At 67.7% G+C, this 18,535-nt stretch carries 15 protein-coding genes; 3 read left to right on the top strand and 12 right to left on the bottom strand.

Going from position 1 to position 18,535, the window contains the following annotated elements:
• Positions 1-185: 185 nt before the first annotated feature.
• Positions 186-1,568 (top strand): MFS transporter, encoded by a 1,383-nt coding sequence (locus tag AC5RVZ_RS18130; protein ID WP_494067154.1) that lies wholly within the window; start codon positions 186-188, stop codon positions 1,566-1,568.
• A 96-nt stretch (positions 1,569-1,664) separates the two neighbouring features.
• Here the strand turns inward: AC5RVZ_RS18130 and AC5RVZ_RS18125 are convergent, their stop codons facing one another.
• Positions 1,665-2,333, bottom strand: a complete 669-nt coding sequence (locus AC5RVZ_RS18125) for a phosphoribosyltransferase (RefSeq protein ID WP_494067153.1) — start codon at positions 2,331-2,333, stop codon at positions 1,665-1,667.
• Positions 2,334-2,776: 443 nt separating this feature from the next.
• Between AC5RVZ_RS18125 and AC5RVZ_RS18120 the strand changes: the two genes are divergently transcribed.
• Positions 2,777-4,318, top strand: coding sequence for an MFS transporter (locus AC5RVZ_RS18120; RefSeq protein ID WP_494067553.1), 1,542 nt, complete (start codon positions 2,777-2,779; stop codon positions 4,316-4,318).
• Positions 4,319-4,323: 5 nt separating this feature from the next.
• Here AC5RVZ_RS18120 and AC5RVZ_RS18115 read toward each other — a convergent pair whose 3' ends face one another.
• The 5 genes from AC5RVZ_RS18115 to AC5RVZ_RS18095 form a co-directional block, all read right to left on the bottom strand.
• Positions 4,324-5,172 (bottom strand): Rieske (2Fe-2S) protein, encoded by an 849-nt coding sequence (locus AC5RVZ_RS18115; protein ID WP_494067152.1) that lies wholly within the window; start codon positions 5,170-5,172, stop codon positions 4,324-4,326.
• A 180-nt stretch (positions 5,173-5,352) separates the two neighbouring features.
• Complete coding sequence (gene hpaD / locus AC5RVZ_RS18110) at positions 5,353-6,450, bottom strand: 3,4-dihydroxyphenylacetate 2,3-dioxygenase (protein ID WP_494067151.1); 1,098 nt, start codon at positions 6,448-6,450, stop codon at positions 5,353-5,355.
• A gap of 31 nt (positions 6,451-6,481) precedes the next feature.
• Positions 6,482-8,011, bottom strand: a complete 1,530-nt coding sequence (gene hpaE / locus AC5RVZ_RS18105) for a 5-carboxymethyl-2-hydroxymuconate semialdehyde dehydrogenase (protein ID WP_494025654.1) — start codon at positions 8,009-8,011, stop codon at positions 6,482-6,484.
• Between the two features lie 110 nt (positions 8,012-8,121).
• On the bottom strand, positions 8,122-8,811 hold the full coding sequence (locus tag AC5RVZ_RS18100; protein ID WP_494067150.1) for a GntR family transcriptional regulator: 690 nt from the start codon (positions 8,809-8,811) through the stop codon (positions 8,122-8,124).
• Positions 8,787-10,259, bottom strand: coding sequence for a fumarylacetoacetate hydrolase family protein (locus AC5RVZ_RS18095; protein ID WP_494067552.1), 1,473 nt, complete (start codon positions 10,257-10,259; stop codon positions 8,787-8,789). The genes AC5RVZ_RS18100 and AC5RVZ_RS18095 overlap by 25 nt, the downstream gene beginning before the upstream one ends.
• Before the next feature lie 323 nt (positions 10,260-10,582).
• Here AC5RVZ_RS18095 and AC5RVZ_RS18090 point away from each other — a divergent pair, with 323 nt between their 5' ends.
• On the top strand, positions 10,583-12,403 hold the full coding sequence (locus AC5RVZ_RS18090; RefSeq protein WP_494067149.1) for a DUF222 domain-containing protein: 1,821 nt from the start codon (positions 10,583-10,585) through the stop codon (positions 12,401-12,403).
• Between the two features lie 93 nt (positions 12,404-12,496).
• Here AC5RVZ_RS18090 and AC5RVZ_RS18085 read toward each other — a convergent pair whose 3' ends face one another.
• The 6 genes from AC5RVZ_RS18085 to AC5RVZ_RS18060 form a co-directional block, all read right to left on the bottom strand.
• Positions 12,497-13,492 carry a serine/threonine-protein kinase gene (locus AC5RVZ_RS18085; RefSeq protein ID WP_494067148.1) on the bottom strand — a complete coding sequence of 332 codons (996 nt, stop codon included), beginning with the start codon at positions 13,490-13,492 and terminating at the stop codon, positions 12,497-12,499.
• An 87-nt stretch (positions 13,493-13,579) separates the two neighbouring features.
• On the bottom strand, positions 13,580-14,386 hold the full coding sequence (locus AC5RVZ_RS18080; protein WP_494067147.1) for an alpha/beta fold hydrolase: 807 nt from the start codon (positions 14,384-14,386) through the stop codon (positions 13,580-13,582).
• 2 nt (positions 14,387-14,388) lie between these two features.
• On the bottom strand, positions 14,389-14,721 hold the full coding sequence (locus tag AC5RVZ_RS18075) for a biotin/lipoyl-containing protein (protein WP_493979765.1): 333 nt from the start codon (positions 14,719-14,721) through the stop codon (positions 14,389-14,391).
• A complete protein-coding gene (locus AC5RVZ_RS18070) occupies positions 14,714-15,688 on the bottom strand; it encodes an alpha-ketoacid dehydrogenase subunit beta (RefSeq protein WP_494067551.1) in 975 nt (324 codons plus the stop codon). Before AC5RVZ_RS18070 ends, AC5RVZ_RS18075 begins: the two co-directional genes overlap by 8 nt.
• A 118-nt stretch (positions 15,689-15,806) precedes the next feature.
• On the bottom strand, positions 15,807-16,853 hold the full coding sequence (locus AC5RVZ_RS18065; RefSeq protein WP_494067146.1) for a thiamine pyrophosphate-dependent enzyme: 1,047 nt from the start codon (positions 16,851-16,853) through the stop codon (positions 15,807-15,809).
• 181 nt (positions 16,854-17,034) lie between these two features.
• A complete protein-coding gene (locus AC5RVZ_RS18060) occupies positions 17,035-18,441 on the bottom strand; it encodes an amino acid permease (RefSeq protein WP_494067145.1) in 1,407 nt (468 codons plus the stop codon).
• Between the last annotated feature and the right edge of the window lie 94 nt (positions 18,442-18,535).

The following is an 18,535-nucleotide window of genomic DNA, read 5'->3' as shown; positions in this document are numbered from 1 at the left end:
CTGCCCGTGGTCCGCGCGGGGGGCGCCGTTCCTGCAAGGGGGAGCGGTTCTGCCGCAATCCGGTAGACGGGGCGTTATGGAAATGATATGGCGGCGCTATGTGTGGCCCGTCACTGTCCGGTAGTATGGCTCCAGTCACATTACCGACCGTTCGGTAACCGTTCTGTGAACTCAACGGAGAAAATATGTCAACGTCAGAAGAGCTGGCAGGCAACCTCAGCCCAGCAGCCCGCCGTGAAGAGCGCAAGGTGCTCGCCGGCACCTTGGTCGGTACCACCATCGAGTGGTACGACTTCTTCATTTACGCGCAAGCCGCCGGCCTGGTGCTGGCTACGTTGTACTTTGCGCCGCTGTCCCAGGAGAGCGCCGGGCTGGCGCAAATCGTAGCCTGGGCGTCGCTGGGTATCAGCTTCCTGTTCCGCCCGCTCGGCGCCATTGTCGCCGGCCATCTCGGCGACCGAATGGGTCGGAAGCTGATGCTGGTCTTTACGCTGATGCTGATGGGCGTAGCGACGGCGCTGATCGGCCTGCTGCCGACCTACGACCAGATCGGCATCACCGCTCCGATCCTGCTGGTGGTGCTCCGTATCCTGCAGGGCTTCTCGGCCGGCGGTGAATGGGGCGGCGCTGCCCTGATGTCCGTCGAGCACGCGCCGATCAACAAGCGCGGCTTCTTCGGCGCCTACCCGCAGATCGGTGTTCCCTGCGGCATGATCCTGGCCACCGGCGTCATGTGGCTGCTCACGACCGTGATGAGCGAGGAGCAGTTCCTGGCCTGGGGATGGCGTATTCCGTTCCTGTTCTCGATCGTGCTGATCGTGGTCGGCTACATCATCCGGCGCGCCGTGGACGAGTCCCCGGTGTTCAAGGAGATGCAGGACCGCAAGAAGGAATCTGCCGCCCCGCTGCGCCTGCTGTTCCGGCACAACTGGAAGCAGGTCATCCTCACCGCGCTGATCTTCATTGCCAACAACGCCGCCGGCTACCTGCTGATCGCGTTCTTCGCCTCGTACGCCACCAAGGATGTCGAGGCCGGCGGCCTGGGTATGCACCGCCCGTCCGTGCTCCTGGCGACGACCCTGGCGGCCTTCGGCTGGCTGGCCTTCACCATGTACGGCGGCATCCTCTCCGACAAGATCGGGCGAATCCGCACGTTCCAGATCGGCTATGTCTGGGTGCTGCTGTGGCAGATTCCGATGTTCATGCTGATCGACACGGCGAGCATCCTGCTGATGGGCATCGCCATGTTTGTCCTGACCATCGGCCTGGGCCTGTCGTACGGTCCCCAGTCCGCCCTGTACGCGGAGATGTTCCCGGCCAACGTACGTTACTCCGGCGTCTCCATCGGTTATGCCATCGGTGCCATCCTCGGCGGCGCGTTCGCCCCGATGATTGCCGAACTGCTGCTGGGCCAGACCGGCAGCACGATTTCGATCGGCATCTACATCATGGTGCTGTGCGTGATCTCGCTGGTCGCGGTGTCCGTTGTCAAGGAAACCAAGGGCGCGAACCTTCGGGCCATCGACCCTGAGATCGAGCACCTCAAGCGGCATCCCGAGGCGCACTGACCTCTTCCAAGCAGCGCCAGCTCAGGGCAGCGGGCCGCCGTCGGGTAATTGCACCTGGCAGCGGTCTGCTGTTCTTTAACCTGCCGGCGGCAGCCGCTACCGGGGCAGCGCTGCCAGGACCTCGTCGTCGCTGACCTGGCCGAAGTATTGGTAGGCCTCGCCGACGGCCCTGAAGTTGTGCGGCTGGCGCAGGCAGATCACGGCATCGGCCAGTTTCTCGAGCTCGGCACAGGCCTGCGGCGGACCCACCGGCACCGCGACGACAATTTCGCGGGGGTCGCTCTGCCGCACGGCGTTGATCGCGGCCTTCATGGTGGCGCCGGTGGCCAACCCGTCGTCGCAGAGGATCGTGGTCCGGCCGCGGACCTCTGCCGTCCGGCCCTGGAGATACGCTTCCTGCCGCCGCTTCAGTTCCGCACGTTCCCTGTCCTGGACCTCCTGCAGCCGCTGTTCGCTGTAATTGCGGCGGCGCAGTTCTGCCAGTATCGGTTCCACCATGACGACGGCGGTGTGCCCCCCGTGGGCGGCCAAGGCACCGAAGGCGACCTCCGGCTGGCCCGGAATGCCTAGTTTGCGGACGATGAGCGCGTCGAAGTCGGCGGCCAGTTCTTTCGCCAGCACCGCGGCCACCGGGACGCCGCCGCGCGCCAGGCCCAGCACGGTGACGTCATCGCGGCCGCGGTATGCTGCCAGTTCGGCCGCCAGTTGCCGGGCGGCATCGGGTCGATCGGCGAAAGGGGCAGGTGCTCCGCTCAACAGTCCCACGGTTTCAGTATCCTCTTGCGTTTCCCGGGTCGCGAGGGGGAGCGGACGCCCGCCGCGGCGGCGGAACGCAACCTGGCGGGAGATCGGCCGACCCAATGGAGCGGCTATAGCTCAACAGCTCTGAGAGACCGCTTAACCTGCATGGGTAGTTCTCCCCATCGCGGGCCGGTTGTCCGCGGGATATGCTCGTGACAACGGTGGGGCTCGGAACGGGGGCCCGCATCGCTTCGGCCGGACTTGGGTCCGGGCGTGGAAGAGCCGGACCCGCAGGATTCCCCCAACGCCTGCCGCTCCGGCTCTTTCGTTTAACGCGGCTGTCGCCGCGGTTTGGCAGCGGACCCGTCCCGGCGTATGAATGGTAGGTGACCCAAGCCTCCGACTCCGTTCCAGATAACCGTTCCGCGCCCCGACCGGCCAGCCCCGACGGCGTCGAGGCCGGCTTCGTGCCGGACCCCGGCCGTTGGCGGATCCTGGCCGTGCTGCTGGTGGCCATCTTCATGTCGCTGGTGAGCGTCAGCATTGTCAACGTGGTGCTGCCGTCCATCCAAATCGGGCTGGGCGCGTCGGACTCGGACCTGCAGTGGGTGCTCTCCGGCTATGCGCTGACTTTTGGCGTGGTGCTGGTGGCCGCCGGCCGCGCGGGCGATATTTTGGGCCGCGGCCCGCTGTTCATCGCCGGCGTCGCACTCTTCACGCTTTCCTCGGTGGCCGCCGGACTCGCTCCGGACCCGCTCACGCTGAACATCACGCGCTTCGTGCAGGGCCTGGGTTCGGGCCTGCTGAATCCGCAGGCCGTGGGGATGATCCAGCAGTATTTTCGCGGGGCGGAACGCGGCCGTGCCTTCGGGGCGCTCGGCAGCGTGATTGGCGTTTCGGTGGCCATCGGGCCCCTGTTGGGCGGAATGATCATTGAGTTCGCCGGTGTCCAGGACGGGTGGCGCTGGACCTTCCTCGTGAATGTACCGGTCGGGATCCTGGCCATCGTGCTGGCGCTGATGTGGTTCAAGCCGCGGCACACTGCCGTTGACCCTCCCGGGGGAGAAGACCGCGAAGGCGCCGTCGGCGGACGCCGCACCGCCGCGGCCGGAACCGCCACATCCGAAAGCGCCGCACCCGAAAGCGCCGCACCCGGAACCAGGGGGCCCCGGGCAGCCAAGGCCGAACGTGACCTCGATCCCGTCGGGGCCGTGCTGCTGGGCCTGGCCGTGCTGGCGCTGCTGCTGCCCTTCGTCGAACGCGGGACCGGTGCATGGATCTGGCTGCTGCTTCCCGGCGGCGCGGGACTGCTGGCGCTGTGGGCGTGGTGGGAACATTCCTACCGCCACCGCGGGCGCAGCCCGATGGTCGACCTGCGGATCTTCCGCACCCACAGCTTCTCCGCCGGCTCGCTGATCGCCGGCCTGTACTTCATGGGCGTGACCAGCGTCTGGGTGTTGGTGGCGCTCTACATCCAGCAGGGGCTAGGCGGCACCGCACTCGAGGCGGGGTTGATCGGGCTGCCTGCCGCGCTGCTCGGCGCCTATTCGTCGCACTGGTCCGGCAAGCGGGTGCTGGAGCGCGGACGGCAGATGATCGTCGTCGGGATCCTCTGCGCCTTGCTGGGGCTGGCGCTGACCATCGCCGTCATCCAACTGGAGGCAGCCGGGCTGCTCAGCATCTGGTGGATGCTGCTGACGCTGTCCTTCATCGGCATGGCGCAGGGCCTCATTATCACCCCCAACCAGACGCTGACCCTGGCCGACGTGTCGTTGGAGTACGCGGGGAGCGCCGGGGGAGTGCTGCAGACGGCCCAGCGCATCGGCACCGCCGTGGGCATCGCGGTGATCACCGCCGTCGCCTTTTCCGTCCAGGCCCGGTCAGGCTGGACCGAGGCGATCACCGCGGGCCTGGCTGTCACCGCCGCGTCGGTTGTCGCCACGCTCGTCATTGCCGGATCCGACGCCCGCCGGGTCTCCCGGTCCAGGCCGCGGTCTCCGCGGGGCTGAGCCGGTCAGCTCAGCCGGACCTCGACCTGCCCTTCGCGGACGCGTGTTTCGTACGACGGCTGCTCGGAGCTGGCGGGTCCCCTGACGATGCTGCCGTCCACCAGGCGGAACTGGCTGCCGTGCCAGGGGCAGGTGATGCACCCGTCGTCGACCTGTCCTTCTGCCAGCGGTCCGCCCATGTGGCTGCAGACGCTGTCCAGCGCCCTGACGGTGCCATCGCTGCGATACAGGACCAGCGACACGACTCCGGCGTGCGCCAGCTGCGGCCGGCCGTCGGCCAGTTCGCTCTCCGCCAGGACAGGGGTCCACTGGACGGGACCTTTCCGCCACGCTGTGTGGTTGACGTTGACGCCGCGCGCGTAGCTCAGGTGACCGCCCAGGTAGCCGCCGGACATCACCAGCCCGAAGCCGCCCAGCGCGAGCACTTTGGCGAGCCCCCGGCGGTCGCCGCGGCGGGCCAGGAAGGAAGCGGCGAAGCACACGAGCGCCGCCGAGTTTGATGCGGCGTGCACGATGCCGAGCCGGCGGTCCTCGCCCTGGGTATACGACCAGTCGTTGAGCCCTGCCCATGCCGTGGGTGCGGCCGTGAGGATTCCGGCGGCGACCAGGAGGTCGGCCGCGGGCTCGGCACGGCGGCCGCCCACCGTGTCGAGCAGCGTGGACATGGTCCAGGCGCCGATGGGAAAGTCGGTCATGAGCGGATGCAGCGGATGGCCCACGAAGCTGCCGCTGAGGATGTTTCTGACGGGCCGGGGATTAACCAGCCTGCCCACCAGTCCGGCCACGGGCTCGGCAACCTTGTCCAGAGCCTCGGTTCGTTCTATCCGTGCAACGACGGTGCGCAGAATGTTCACGCCGTCCCCCCATCCCCTTGAACGGTCGGCAACCGGGGCCGCCCTGTCGGCCGGGCGCCGGCACCGCGTTTAGGTGCCAGTGTGGCATCCCGCGGCAGGGTGGGCAAGGCTGCAGACGCCGCTGGGCGGCTTCCCTGCGGAAGCCGCCCAGCGGCGTCGTCATGTGGTCGAAGACCGGGACTAGACCTGGTTGCCGATCTTAAAGCCCTTCGACGCCTGGCCGCGGAAGGTGCCGTCCTCGTCGTCTTCCCGGGTGAAGGAGAACCCGTCGGCGCCGATGGTCACCTCCATCTCGGAGTTGTCGGTGCGCTCGATGACTTCCTGCGGGTTGCCGTCGAGGTCGAGGACCAGGGACGCCTCGGTGTACCAGGACGGGACCACGGGGTTGCCCCACCAGTCGCGGCGCTGGTTGTCGTGGACGTCCCACGTGATCACGGGGTTGTCCGGGTCGCCGGTGTAGTAGTCCTGGGTGTAGATCTCCACGCGGTGGCCGTCCGGATCCAGGATGTACAGGTAGAACGCGTTGGACACGCCGTGGCGGCCGGGGCCGCGTTCGATCCGGTCGGACATGCGCAGGGCGCCCATCTTGTCGCAGATCTGGATGATGTTGTGCTTCTCGTGGGTGGAGAAGGCCACGTGGTGCATGCGCGGGCCGTTGCCGCCGGTCAGGGCGGTGTCGTGCACCGTGCCCTTGCGGTGCATCCAGGCTGCGTAGGTCACGCCGTCGGAGTCCTTGATGTCCTCGGTGACGCGGAAGCCCAGGTCTTCCAGGTACTTGCGCCCGCGCGGGACGTCCGGGGTGACCTGGTTGAAGTGGTCCAGGCGCACCAGCTCGCCGGCCGAGTAGAGGTCGTAGCGCATGTGCAGGCGCTCCACGTGGTCCACCTCGTGGAAGAACTCGTACGGGAAGCCCAGCGGGTCTTCCACGCGGAGCGAGTCGCCGATGCCCTTGACGAAGCCTTCCTTGCGGCGCTCGGTGCGGCAGCCCAGCTCCTGGTAGTAGGCCTCGGCGCGGTCCACGTCCTCCGGGGACCGCACGCGGTAGGCGAAGGCCGCCACCGCGGCGATCGGGCCCTTGCGCAGCACCAGGTTGTGGTGGATGAACTCTTCGAACGAGCGCAGGTAGATCGCCTCGTCGTCTTCGTAGGTCACGTGCAGGCCCAGCAGGTCGACGTAGAAGGCGCGCGACTTGGCCAGGTCGGTGACCACGATCTCCATGTAGGCGCAGCGCAGGATGTCCGGGGCCGGAACCGAGGGCTTGGGGATTTCGTTGCTCATAATTCTCTCCTTCGAGCGGTAGGGGTAGGTGTTAGGCGTCCGGGATGGCGGCGGCGTCCTCGGCCTTGCCGAAGACCGGGTTGTGCACCTCGCCGAGGTTGATGTGCACGGCCTGCTGGTCGGTGTAGAAGTCGATGGAGCGGTAGCCGCCCTCGTGGCCCAGGCCGGACGCCTTCACGCCGCCGAACGGGGTGCGCAGGTCGCGGACGTTGTTGGAGTTCAGCCACACCATTCCGGCCTCGACGTTCTGGGCGAAGTTGTGGGACCGCTTCAGGTCGTTCGTCCAGATGTAGGCGGCCAGTCCGTACTTGGTGTTGTTGGCCAGTTCGAGGGCCTCCTCGTCCGTGTCGAACGGGGTGATAGCCACGACCGGCCCGAAGATTTCCTCCTGGAAGATCCGGGCGTCCGGTGCCACGTCGGCGAAGACGGTCGGCTGGATGAAGTTGCCCTCCGGGAACTCCGCGGGGCGGCCGCCGCCGGCGGTCAGGCGGGCCTCCTGCTTGCCGATCTCCACATAGGACATGACCTTCTCGAAGTGCTCCGGGTGGACCAGAGCGCCGACCTCCGTCGTTTCCTCGTGGGGTAGGCCGACCTTGACCCGCTTTGCCTGGGCGGAGTAGCGCTCGACGAATTCGTCGTAGATGCTCCGCTGCACCAAGATGCGCGAGCCCGCAGTGCAACGTTCGCCGTTGAGGGAGAAGACGCCGAAGATCGTCGCGTCGATGGCCGCCTCCAGGTCGGCATCCTCGAAGACGACGGCGGGGGACTTGCCGCCCAGCTCCATGGACAGGCCCTTCAGGTACGGGGCCGCGTTCGCGAAGATGATCTGGCCCGTGCGGGACTCGCCCGTGAAGGAGATCAGCGGAACGTCCGGGTGCTTGACCAGGGAGTCGCCAGCGAAGCCTTCCTCGCCGTAGCCGTGGACGATGTTGAAGACGCCCTCGGGCAGGCCGGCCTCTTCGAAGATCCCCGGCCACAGGGACGCGGAGAGCGGGGTGAACTCGGCCGGCTTCAGGACTACGGTGTTGCCGGTCGCCAGCGCCGGGCCGAGCTTCCAGGACTCCAGCATGAACGGCGTGTTCCACGGCGTGATCAGGCCCGCGACGCCGATGGGCTTGCGGTTGACGTAGTTGGCCTGGCGGCCGGGAACCTTGAAGGCGTCGTCGTGCTGGGCGACGATGAGGTCGGCGAAGAAACGGAAGTTCTCCGCCGCACGCTGGGCCTGCCCCAGGGCCTGCTTGATGGGCAGCCCGGTGTCGAAGCACTCCATTTCGGCCAGTTCCTGGCCGCGGGACTCGACGATGTCGGCGACCTTGTGCAGCACGCGGGAGCGCTGGCGCGGCAGCATGGTGGGCCAGGGGCCGTTCTCGAAGGCGTCCTTGGCGGCGGCAACGGCCGCGGCGACGTCGGCTACCTTGCCGGAGGCAGCCTTGATGTACGGCTTGTTGGTGACCGGGTCCAGCACGTCGAAGGTGTCGCCGTCGATGGAGTCGACAAGCTTGCCGCCGATGTAGTGCTGCAGGTGGGTGGGCAGGTTGTCCGGGACAAAGTGCTCGGCCATGATGGTCCTTTCCATGGGGGTTGAATGGTCGGTAGTCGGTGAGGTCTGGGCTGTGTGTGGTGCTTGGCCGCCGACGACGGCGGGGTGTCGCCGTCGGCTGCGGGTACGGCCTACAGGGGCGAGGGCGGCAAGCCGTCCGCGGCCAGGTAGGCGTTGAGCGTGTTGGTCCGGTGTGCCCGGGCCGCCTTCTCCACCTCGCCGGTGCTGGCACCGGCGTCGATCAAATCCAGCAGATGCTCGTGTTCCTCGACGGAGGAGCGGGCGCGGCCGGGGATGTGGCTGAAGCTGGAGGCCCGCATGGCGTTGAGCCGGTTCCAGCCCCGGTGCACCAGGTCCAGGATGTGCGGGTTCGGGCAGCGTTCGTACAGCCCGGCGTGGAACCGGTCGTTGAGCTGGGTAAACCGGCGCGGATCGAAGTCCTCCAGGCAGCGGCGCAGCTCGGCGTTGACCGCGCGCGCCTCGGCCAAGTCGACGGCGGAGAGCAGCGGCGCGGCCAGGGCCGTCGCCGCGCCCTCGATCACGGCCAGCGTCTGCATGGTGTGCAGGTACAACTCGGCGTCGACGGCCGCGACCGTCGCCCCGATGTTGCGCTCGAACGTCACCAGGCCCTCTGCCTCCAGCCGCCGGATCGCCTCGCGCACCGGCACGGTGCTGCAGCCTAGCTCCGCGGCGATGGTCCCGAGGACCAGCCGGTAGCCGGGCACCAGCTCGCCCTTGGCGATCCGCTCGTGCAGCAGCTCGTAGGCCTGTTCCGACTTGCTGGGGGCCAGGGTGGTCACTTCGGCTGCTCCGCGACCCATGCCTCGTAGCGTGCCCGCCATTCGGCGTTCATCGGGAACAGGCCTTCGATCTTGTGGCCTTCCTTGACCATCTCGAAGACGAAGCTGTCCTGGCGTTCCTGTTCGACGACCTCGTCCGCGATCTCGGCGGCCAGGGCCGGCGGGATCACGAGGATGCCGTTGTCGTCGGCGACGATGATGTCACCGGGCTGGATGGTGGTGCCGCCGCAGGCGACCGTCACGTCGGTGTCCCAGGGCACGTGCTTGCGTCCCAGCACCGCCGGGTGGGCGCTGTTGTAGAACGTCGGGATGTCCAGCGCCGCCACCTCGGAAAGGTCGCGGACGCCGCCGTCGGTAATGATGGCCTCCGCGCCGCGCACCTGGGAGCGCAGGGCGAGGATGTCGCCGAGGGTGCCGGAGCCCTTCTCGCCGCGGGCCTCCATGACCAGGATCTCGCCCGGGCCAAGCGCGTCGATGATGCGCTTCTGCGCGTTGTAACCGCCGCCGTGTGACTTGAACAGGTCCTCGCGGTTGGGCACGTAGCGCAGCGTACGGGCGGTGCCGATGACCTTCTGGCCCGGCTTGGTGGCCAGCAGGCCGTCGACGCTGACATTGTTCAGCCCGCGCTTCCGCAGCGCGCCGGAGATGGTGGCGGTGGCGACCGACAGCAGCTTGGCCTTGACGTCCTCGGTCAGCGCGGACTTGCCGGTGATTGCCGGCGCCAGCCCGGCCGCTTCCTCGCTGCCGAAGGCATCGATCCGGTCGGTGTCGGTGATCTTGGGGGTGTTGCCGAAGGACGCGAATTCCGCCTCGCCCTGGGTGACCGTGGTCGACAGGCGGCCGGTGCTCAGCCCGGCGGCTTCGTCCGAGACCTCAACCTCGACGACGTCACCCGGCACGATCACGGAGGAGCCGGCCGGAGTTCCGGTGAGGATGACGTCCCCCGGGTGCAGCGTCATCAGCTGTGACAGGTCGGCGACAATCCGGGCGAAGGAGAAGATCAGGCCCGCGGTGGTGTCGTCCTGGACGACCTCGCCGTTGACCCAGGTGCGGATTCGGAGGGTGTCCGGGTTGACCGACGCCGCGGGCAGCAAGGCCGGGCCGATCGGCGTGAAGCCGTCGCCGGACTTGGAGCGGACGTTGGAGCCCTTGTCCGCGTACTTGATGTCGTAGACGCCCAGGTCGTTGCTGGCGGTTACATGGCCCACATGGTCCCAGGCCTCCTCAACGCTGACGCGGCGTGCCGGCTTGCCAATGATCAGGGCGATTTCGCCCTCGAAGGCCAGCAGTTCGGTGCCCGCGGGGCGCTCCACGGTGCCGCCTGAGAGGGCCAGCGAGGAGGAAGCCTTCATGAAGTAGGAGGGGTGCGCCGGAACCCGTCCGCGCTGTGCCGCCCGGGAGTTGTAGGACAGGTGTACGGCCAGCACCTTGCCGGCGTCCTCCAGGATCTGGGTATCCACCGTTTGCAGCGTGCCCGCGGACTGGGTGACGTTGGCTTCGGACAAAGCATCCTCCTGTGAAGTACGAAATCGTATATGATCCATCATGGCCTGTGGCGGGGGCCACGTCAAGGTACGTGGGTTTTGTTGTTGGTCGGCGGACTCTCGGTCGTTGGTGGCTGTGCCGCGCGCCTTGGTTGGCGCCGCAATGATCAGCGCTCCTTGCCAGTCGGGGCGCACGCCGATTCCCGGCTGGCCGGTTTTCCCTGCCGTTCTTCAAATGTCGTGCCACTATTCCTACACAATGGGCCCTTTTGATGGCTATCGAATGTTTGTACGAATAAAATTGTGGTATGGCTCTTGCACCGTTGGACCGCACCGGGGAGATGGAAGCATCTCTGGACCAGGCGTGTGTCCTGCTGCAAGATGTCGCCGACCGGTTTCCTGCCGAGTTGTCGTCCCTGTCTACCCGGGATCTGGCCAACACGGTGGCGGCGGTCGAGGGCGTTTCGAAGCTGGTGGAGTTCCTGCAGGCGGTCGGCGCCCAGGCGGTGGAGCGGGCGGACATCGCTGCCAACGGGGAACACGCGACGGCAGGACTCGGAGCCAGTACAGGGGCCGGCACAGAGCCCGGTGACGCAGCTTCGGCGACGGAGGGGGCGGGGGAGTGGGCGGACCCGGCGGCGGCGATCAGCACCGGGAGCGGGGACGCCGCTGCCCCGGAGGGGTCCGGGTCGCAGCAGGTGCGGCGCGGCCGCAAGACGGAGTTCGCGAACGCGGCGGAGTATCTGCGCTCCCGGTTGGGGATCGGGATTGTCGAGGCGCGGCGCCGGCTGCGGGTCGGCAAGGCGATCACCGCGCCGGTGCGGTTGGACGGGGAGCCGGGTGCGCCGGCGTTGCCGGTCTTGGCCGAGGCCATGGCCGGCGGGGAGGTCAGCGGCCAGGCCGCGGCCCTGGTGGTCGATTCCCTGGACCGGGCCCGCCACGCCGGCAGCTCGGAGGCGTTGCAGGCGATGGAAGCGTCGCTGGTCCGGCAGGCCGTGGACGCCGATGCCGACACCTTGGTGATGGTGGCCAGGACGTGGGAAACCGCTGTCGACCAGGACGGTGCCGAACCGTCCGAGGAGGAGTTGCGGGCCCGGCAGGGCATGTTCTACCGGGGCCGGCGCCGCGGGCTGCACCAGTTCGTCATCAACACCACCGACGCCCAGTACGAAGCCCTCGCCACCGTGATGAACAGCGCCGCGAACCCGCGGATCCGCCCCGACGCCATCGAAACCGCCGCCAACACTCCTGCCGCGGACAGCCCGTCCGACGCGGGCCCGGCCGGTTCTGGGGAGTCCCGCACCGAAGGTGGCGGAGCCACGGTCGCCGGCACGGCCCGCGGCGGCGGTAACCACCCTGTTTCCGGCACCGGAACCGGCACCGCGCCGAGAGGCAGTGGCGGGGCCGATGCCGCCGATGCGGATGGGACGGACGGGGCCGTTGCGGAGGGCAGCGCGGCTGCCGGATCCGGTCGCCCTGGCGTGGATGGTTCCGCCGGTGTGGATCCGGCCGTGGTGCAGGCGATGGATGATGCGACCCGGGCGCAGAAGCTGCTCGCGGGCCTGGTCGGGGCCTGCCGGATCGCGCTGAACACCGGCAGGCTTCCGGACTCGGGCGGGCACCGGACCCAGGTGATCGTTACCACCGGATACGAGCAGTTGGCCGGGCTGCTCTCCGGCGGCGGCAGCGCGGTCTTCAACGGCCCGGTCTCGGCCACCACGGTGCGCCGGATGGCCTGCGACGCCGAGATCATCCCGGCGGTCCTGGGATCCGAGGGCGAAATTATGGACCTGGGCCGGTCGCAACGGTTCTTCAACCGCGCCATCCGCCGGGCACTGGTCGCCCGGGACAAGGGCTGCGCCTTCCCTGGCTGCAGCATGCCCGCGTTCTGGACGGAGGCGCACCACATCATCCCGTGGTGGGCCGGCGGCCGCACCGACGTGAACAACGGGGTGTGCCTGTGCTTGCTCCACCACGACGTGATCGAGCAAGGCAACTGGGAGATCAACGTCGTCGACGGCATCCCGTGGTTCACCCCGCCGGACTACATCGACCCCCGCCGCAAACCGCTGCGCAACTCCTACTGGCAAACCCACATCCCACCCCAACCACTGCAAGCTGCAACATGACGGCTTGGGCCCTGCGGCGGTGCCAGCTCAACCCATGGGGAGCCGGTTCAACCCTCGCTGTGAGCGTGGTTACCCCACGCTGGGAGCGCAGTTTTAACCGACGCTGGGGGCGCGGTTCGGCGGCGCGGGGATTGCCACGTTCCCGGTGGTGTGCCCACCGGTACGCTCTTCGGTTGCCCCGGCCGTGTCCGATCCGATCACACCGTTCACCAGTGCTGCAGGGGAGGAAAGCACGGAGGCGGAGGCCACAATTTGGTCGGGCAGCGGCCCTTCGGCCAGGTTCCGCAGCCTCAGGGCGACCTCGTGCGCGGTAGGACGAGCCTCCGGGTCACGGCGGGTCATCCGGGTCAGAAGGTCCGCCCACTCGGCGGGGAGGGCGTCCGGAATCTCGGGGTCGCGCAAGAGCCGGGCAAGGGCCGCTTCCATCGGTGTACCGGAGAATGCCTTCTCGCAGGTAAGGCATTCGAGCAGGACCAGCGCCAGCGAGTACACGTCACTGGCCGCGGTGACGGGGTTGCCCAAGGCCTGTTCGGGGCTGAGGTAGTTCGCGGAGCCGATGGTCGCACCCTGGGCGGTGGCCATGGTGGCTTCGACCATCCGGGCGATGCCGAAGTCGGTGAGCTTGGGGTGGTGCCGCGTATCTTCTGTGTGGCCGTTGGCCAGCAGAATATTGGCCGGCTTCACGTCCCGGTGCACGACACCCTGACTGTGGATGTAGTTGAGCGCGTCGGCCAAATCTGCCCCGATCTGCGCGGTCTCCACCTCGGAGAAAGGCCCGCCTTTCAGCCGCCGCCGCAGGTCGGACCCTTCAATCAGTTCCATCACCAGGTAACTGGTGGTCGCGCCATCGTCGGCTGTGTGCAGGCCGGCATCCAGCAAGGTCACCAAACCGGGGTGGTTCAGCGTGGCCAGCAGCAGGGTTTCGGTGTGCTGCCGCCGGTACTCGTCATCGTCCGGCGTCGTCGGTGCGAACATTTTGACCGCCACGTCGCGGCCCAAAGATTCGTCCACGGCCCGGTACACGGACGCTGCCCCGCCGGTGCCTATGAGCTCCCGTGTCCTGTAGCGCCCGCCCAGGAATACCTCCATCAAGCCTCCACGCCCCAGGAATTTACTCTCATCGAGAATTGTACCGACCAAAAGCTCCGTTGACGGCACCGAAAGATGCGCGAACGGTTAATCAGCGAGGAATTCGATGGCGGCGGTCTTGAAGGCCCGGGAGGTCACGGCATTGGCGTGCGTGCGCGCGGGCAGCCACATCAACTCCGCGGCGTCGGAAAGCGCAGCCAACTCCGGCGCGGTGACAGCCAGGTCGTCCTTGTCGCCGGCGACCAGGAGCACCGGCATCCTCGGCACGGCCTCGGTCGGTACGAAGGGTTCGGTCTTGATCGCCTCGATCATGGTCATCAACGCAAAGATGTCGTTCGACGGCACCAGCTTGGCCATCCGCAAGAGCTCAGCGGTGTTGACGTCCTCGATGGGCGTCCCGTCGGCCAGGAAGCGCTGGGCGGCGTGCAGGTCGAAGTCCGCCAGGGGGTCGCTGCTGCCGGGCCCGCCGAGCACCATCCGCCGGACCAGTTCCGGCTGGGTGGCGCCGAACTCCCAGGCCAGCCGAGCTCCCAGGGAGTACCCGATCAGGTCAACCCCGGTGTCGGGATCGTTCTCTTTCAGCGGACGGACCCTGGCGTCCTGGACCAGCTGCAGCAGGTCGGCGCGGATCCGGCTGGGGGCGTAGGCATCCATTTCTTCCGGAGCGGCGCTTTCGCCGTGGCCGGGAAGGTCCACCGTGACCACGCGCCGGCCGGCCTGCGTGAGCGCCGTGATCCACCCGGCGTCCTCCCAGTTGAGCTTGCTGGAGGAGGCGAAACCGTGCAGCAGGATCACCGGACGGCGGGGGCCCTCGGTCCCTTCGGCGGCCTCGTGCACCTGGACGTGCAGGCGCGGGTCGAGGCCTTCTACGGTGTGCTGCGGGTTGTTTCCCATGCTCAGTCCTCGTCGTCGAGCGCCGCCGTCAGGCGGACGCGGCGCTTGGGCGCTTCTTCCTTCGGTACGGTGCCCACAATACCGGCGGTGTCATCGGGAACCTCGAAAACGATTAACGGTTCGCCCACCTTGATGATGTCGCCGGGTTCTCCATGGATTTTCACCACTTTGCCCGCCTGCGGGGAGGGCAGTTCGACGGCGGACTTGGTGGTCTCTACCTCGACCAGCGGGTGGTTGCGCTCGATCTGCTCGCCCTCGGAGACGAGCCATTCCAGCACGGTTGCCTCGATCAGGCCCTCACCAAGATCCGGCAGGGGGAATGTAATTTCAGCCACGGCGATACTCCAATATTCGCTGGATCCCGAACAGGATGCGGTCAATGTTGGGTACGTACTCGTCTTCCAGGTCTCCCGAAGGGTACGGTACGTCGAATCCGGTCACCCGCTCAACAGGTGCCCGCAAGGTGTTGAAGCAGCGCTCGGTAATCAGCGATGCCACTTCCGCACCCAGGCCGGAGGTCAGCGGTGCCTCGTGCACGACGACGGCGCGGCGCGTCTTGGCCACGGAAGCGGCCAGTCCTTCGGCATCGATGGGCTTCAGCCAGCGCAGGTCCAGCACCTCGAGCTCGATGCCGTCCTCGGCGGCGAGCTCGGCGACCTGCAGGCAGCGGGCGACCATGGCGCCCCAGGCGACCAGGGTCAGGTGCTTGCCTTCACGGACGATCCGCGAGCCTTCGGGGGAGTAGCCGTCCGGCTCCGGGGAGGTGTCCACAGGGCCCTTCTGCCAGTAGCGGGACTTCGGCTCCATGAAGATCACCGGGTCGGGCCGCGTCGCCGCGTGCTTGAGCAGGTGGTACGCCTCGTTCGGGCTCGACGGCGAGACCACCTTCAGGCCGGGGACGTGGGCGAACAGCGATTCCAGCGACTCGCCGTGGTGTTCGGGAGCGCGGATGCCGCCGAAGCTGGGTACCCGCAGCGTGATGGGCATCGGCATGGAGCCGCGGCTCCGGTAGTTCATCCTGCCCACCTGGCAGACAATCTGGTTGATCGCCGGGTAGGCGAACCCGTCGAACTGCACCTCGGGGATCGGGTGGTAGCCGGCCATGGCCAGGCCCACCGACATGCCGAGAATGCCGGATTCGGCCAGCGGGGTGTCGAAAACCCGTGCCTCGCCGAACTTCTTCTGCAGGCCATCGGTGATGCGGAAGACGCCGCCGAGCAGTCCGACGTCCTCGCCCAGGACCAGTGCCTTGGGGTTGTCCTCCAGCACCTCTGCCAGCGCGCGGTTCAATGCCTGCTGCATGGAGAGCTGTTCGACGGCGGTGACATGGCCGGGTTCCACCACGTCCACGGATTCCTGCTGGGCGCTGGTTTCTGTGGTGTTGTCGATGGCGGCTTCAAGGTCGCTCAGGGTCTTGTGCTCAGACATGCTCGGACTCCTCCCGCCAGGCGCGTGCCTGGGCCTTCAGCGCGTGTGTGGGTTCCTGGTAGACGAAATCGAACATCTCCGTGCCGGGACGGGAACCAAGTGCCGCCACGCCTTCCCGGATCTGTTCCTCTTCCGCCTTGGCGGCCGCGAGCACCTCGGCGAAGAAGTCCTCGCCGGCGATGCCGTCGGCTTCCAGCCGGGCCCGCATGCGCAGCAGTGGATCCTCGCCGCCGTCGGCGCGTTCCTCGGCCAGGGTGCGGTAGCGGCCGGGGTCGTCGCTGGTGGAGTGCGGGCCCCGCCGGTACGTCATGGCTTCCACGATGGCCGGCCCGTGGCCCGCCCGTGCATGGCCGAGGGCGGCGGCCGTCGCCTGGTAAACCGCCACGGCGTCGTTGCCATCCACCTGGAGGGACGGCATGGCGTAGCCGGCGGCGCGGGCGGCAACGGAACCGCCGGCCACCTGGCGCTCGGTCGGCACTGAGATCGCGAAGCCGTTGTTCTGGATGAAAAAGACGACGGGAGCCTTCATGACTGCGGCGAAGTTCATGGCTTCGTGGACGTCGCCCTGCGAGCTGGCGCCGTCGCCGAAGTAGGTGATGGCCACGCCGAGTTCTCCAGCCGGGGCGCCGGAAAGCGTCTGCCCGTGCGCCCATCCGACGGCGTGCAGCACGGAGCCTGCCACGACGGCTTGGATCGGGGCAAAGCGGGTGGCCTGGGGATCGTAGAGCCCGCCGTGCCAAGTCGCCTTGTGGGTGGACATGTACTCGACCATGTCCACGCCCACCGTCCGCGCCACGCCCATCTCGCGGTAGGTCGGGAAGACGAAGTCGCGGGACATGTCCAGCGCGTACCCGCTGCCCACCTGGGCGGCTTCCTGCCCGAGTTCCGGCGCGTAGCCGGGAATCAGGCCCTGGCGCTGCCACCGGATGGCCGATTCGTCCAGGTGGCGGACCGACACCATCAGCCGGTAGAGCTCCTTGAGGTCCTCGGGGGACAGGTCGGACTGTGCCGACGGGTCCAGGGAAAGAACGCTGCTCATGCCTGCTCCTCCACGTAGTTATGGTGCCGCCGCGTCCCCCGAGGGAGGAGCGCGACGGCGTCAATTGCTTACGGTGACACTAGTCACCCTACGTGGAGTGTGCAATCTGCCATGTAATCACCAAACAGTGTGCACAGTTAGTTGCCCCCGCTGGCGATAGCTATAAGCAAAATGCTTGCTGCTAGCGGCGAGGTGAACTCTCGGCAGGTGTTCGGCGTGCGGCGATTTTTGCAGCTGCAGCTATCGCGGCGATCAGCACCAGGGTCGAGAGCAGCTGGATTCCCGTTGTCGGGGAGAAGAAGCCAAGCACCAGGATTGCGGCCAGCAAGGCAAGGCCCGCGTACGTCATTGCCGGGAAGCCGCGCATCCGGAACGGCAGCTCCGTGCCTTCGCGGTCGGCCCGGCGGCGCAGCACCAGTTGGGACAGCAGGACCATCCCCCAGACCACCAGGCAGGTGGACCCGACGACGTTCAGCAACACCGGCAGGACGCGTTCGGGGAACAACAGCTCGAGCACGGCCGCCACAAAACCAAACGCCACGGACGCCATTACCGCCCTGACGGGAACCCGCCGGGTGCTGAGCCTCCTGAGGGAAGCGGGCGCCTCGTTCCGTTCCGAGAGGGAAAAGATCATCCTGGATGCACCGTACAGGTTGGCGTTGAGCGCCGAGAGCAGCGCTACCGCGGCGACCAGGGTGATGGCCACATCCGCGCCGGGGATCTGGGCGATCGAGAGCACCGCGGCAAAGGGCGATGCCAGCGCCTCCGAATCCCAGGGCACCGTCAACGCGATCACCAGCACCGAGCCGAAGTAGAACACCAGGATGCGCCAGACGACGGTCCGGATGGCCTTCGCCACGCTGACTCCCGGGTTTTCCGTTTCCGCGGCCGCAACGGCGACGATCTCGGTCCCGCCAAAGGCGAAGATCACCACCAGCAGCCCGGCGCCGATGCCGGCGATGCCGTTGGGGGCGAAGCCGTCGTCACCGAAGATGACGCCCAACCCGGGCGACGGGACATTGGGCAGCCAGCCGAACAGCAAGGCGGCGCCGATGGCGAGGAACGCCAGGATGGCGATGACCTTGAAGATGGCGAACCAGAACTCGAATTCTCCGTAGTTGCGCACTCCGAACAAGTTGACCACGGTGAAGACCACCATGAACACCAGCGCGAGCAGCCAGACGGGCAGCGCCGGCCAGACCGTGGCCAGCAAGCCCGCGGCGCCCACTGCCTCGGCCGCGATCACCACCACCAGCTGCAGCCACCAGAGCCAGCCGATGGTGGCGCCGGCGGTGCGGCCCAGCGCCCTCTCGGCGTACGTCGAGAAAGCGCCGCTGCTGGGGTTGGCGGCGGCCATCTCGCCCAGCGCCCACATCACGATGATCACCAACGTGCCCGCGAGCAGGTAGGAGATCAACACGGCCGGACCGGCGGCCTGGATGCCCGCTCCGGAGCCCAGGAAGAGCCCGGCGCCGATGGCGCTGCCCAGTCCCATCATGATCAGCTGGCGCTGCTTCATCCCGTGGCCGAGCCCGGCGGGCGGTCGGGCGCTCGGGTCGCGGTGGTGAGTGGCGGTAAAACGCGGCATCGACTGTCCTGTCGTTTGGCGAAAGCAGCCCGTAAGCTGACAATTTGTCTAGCAGTGTCCCACAACTGGCGGCACCGAACCCGAAAGGACGCAC

It is taken from the genome of Arthrobacter sp. Cza30, assembly GCF_059090765.1.
The sequence above is the reverse complement of the archived record's forward strand: the minus strand, read 5'-3'. Positions and strand labels throughout refer to the sequence as shown.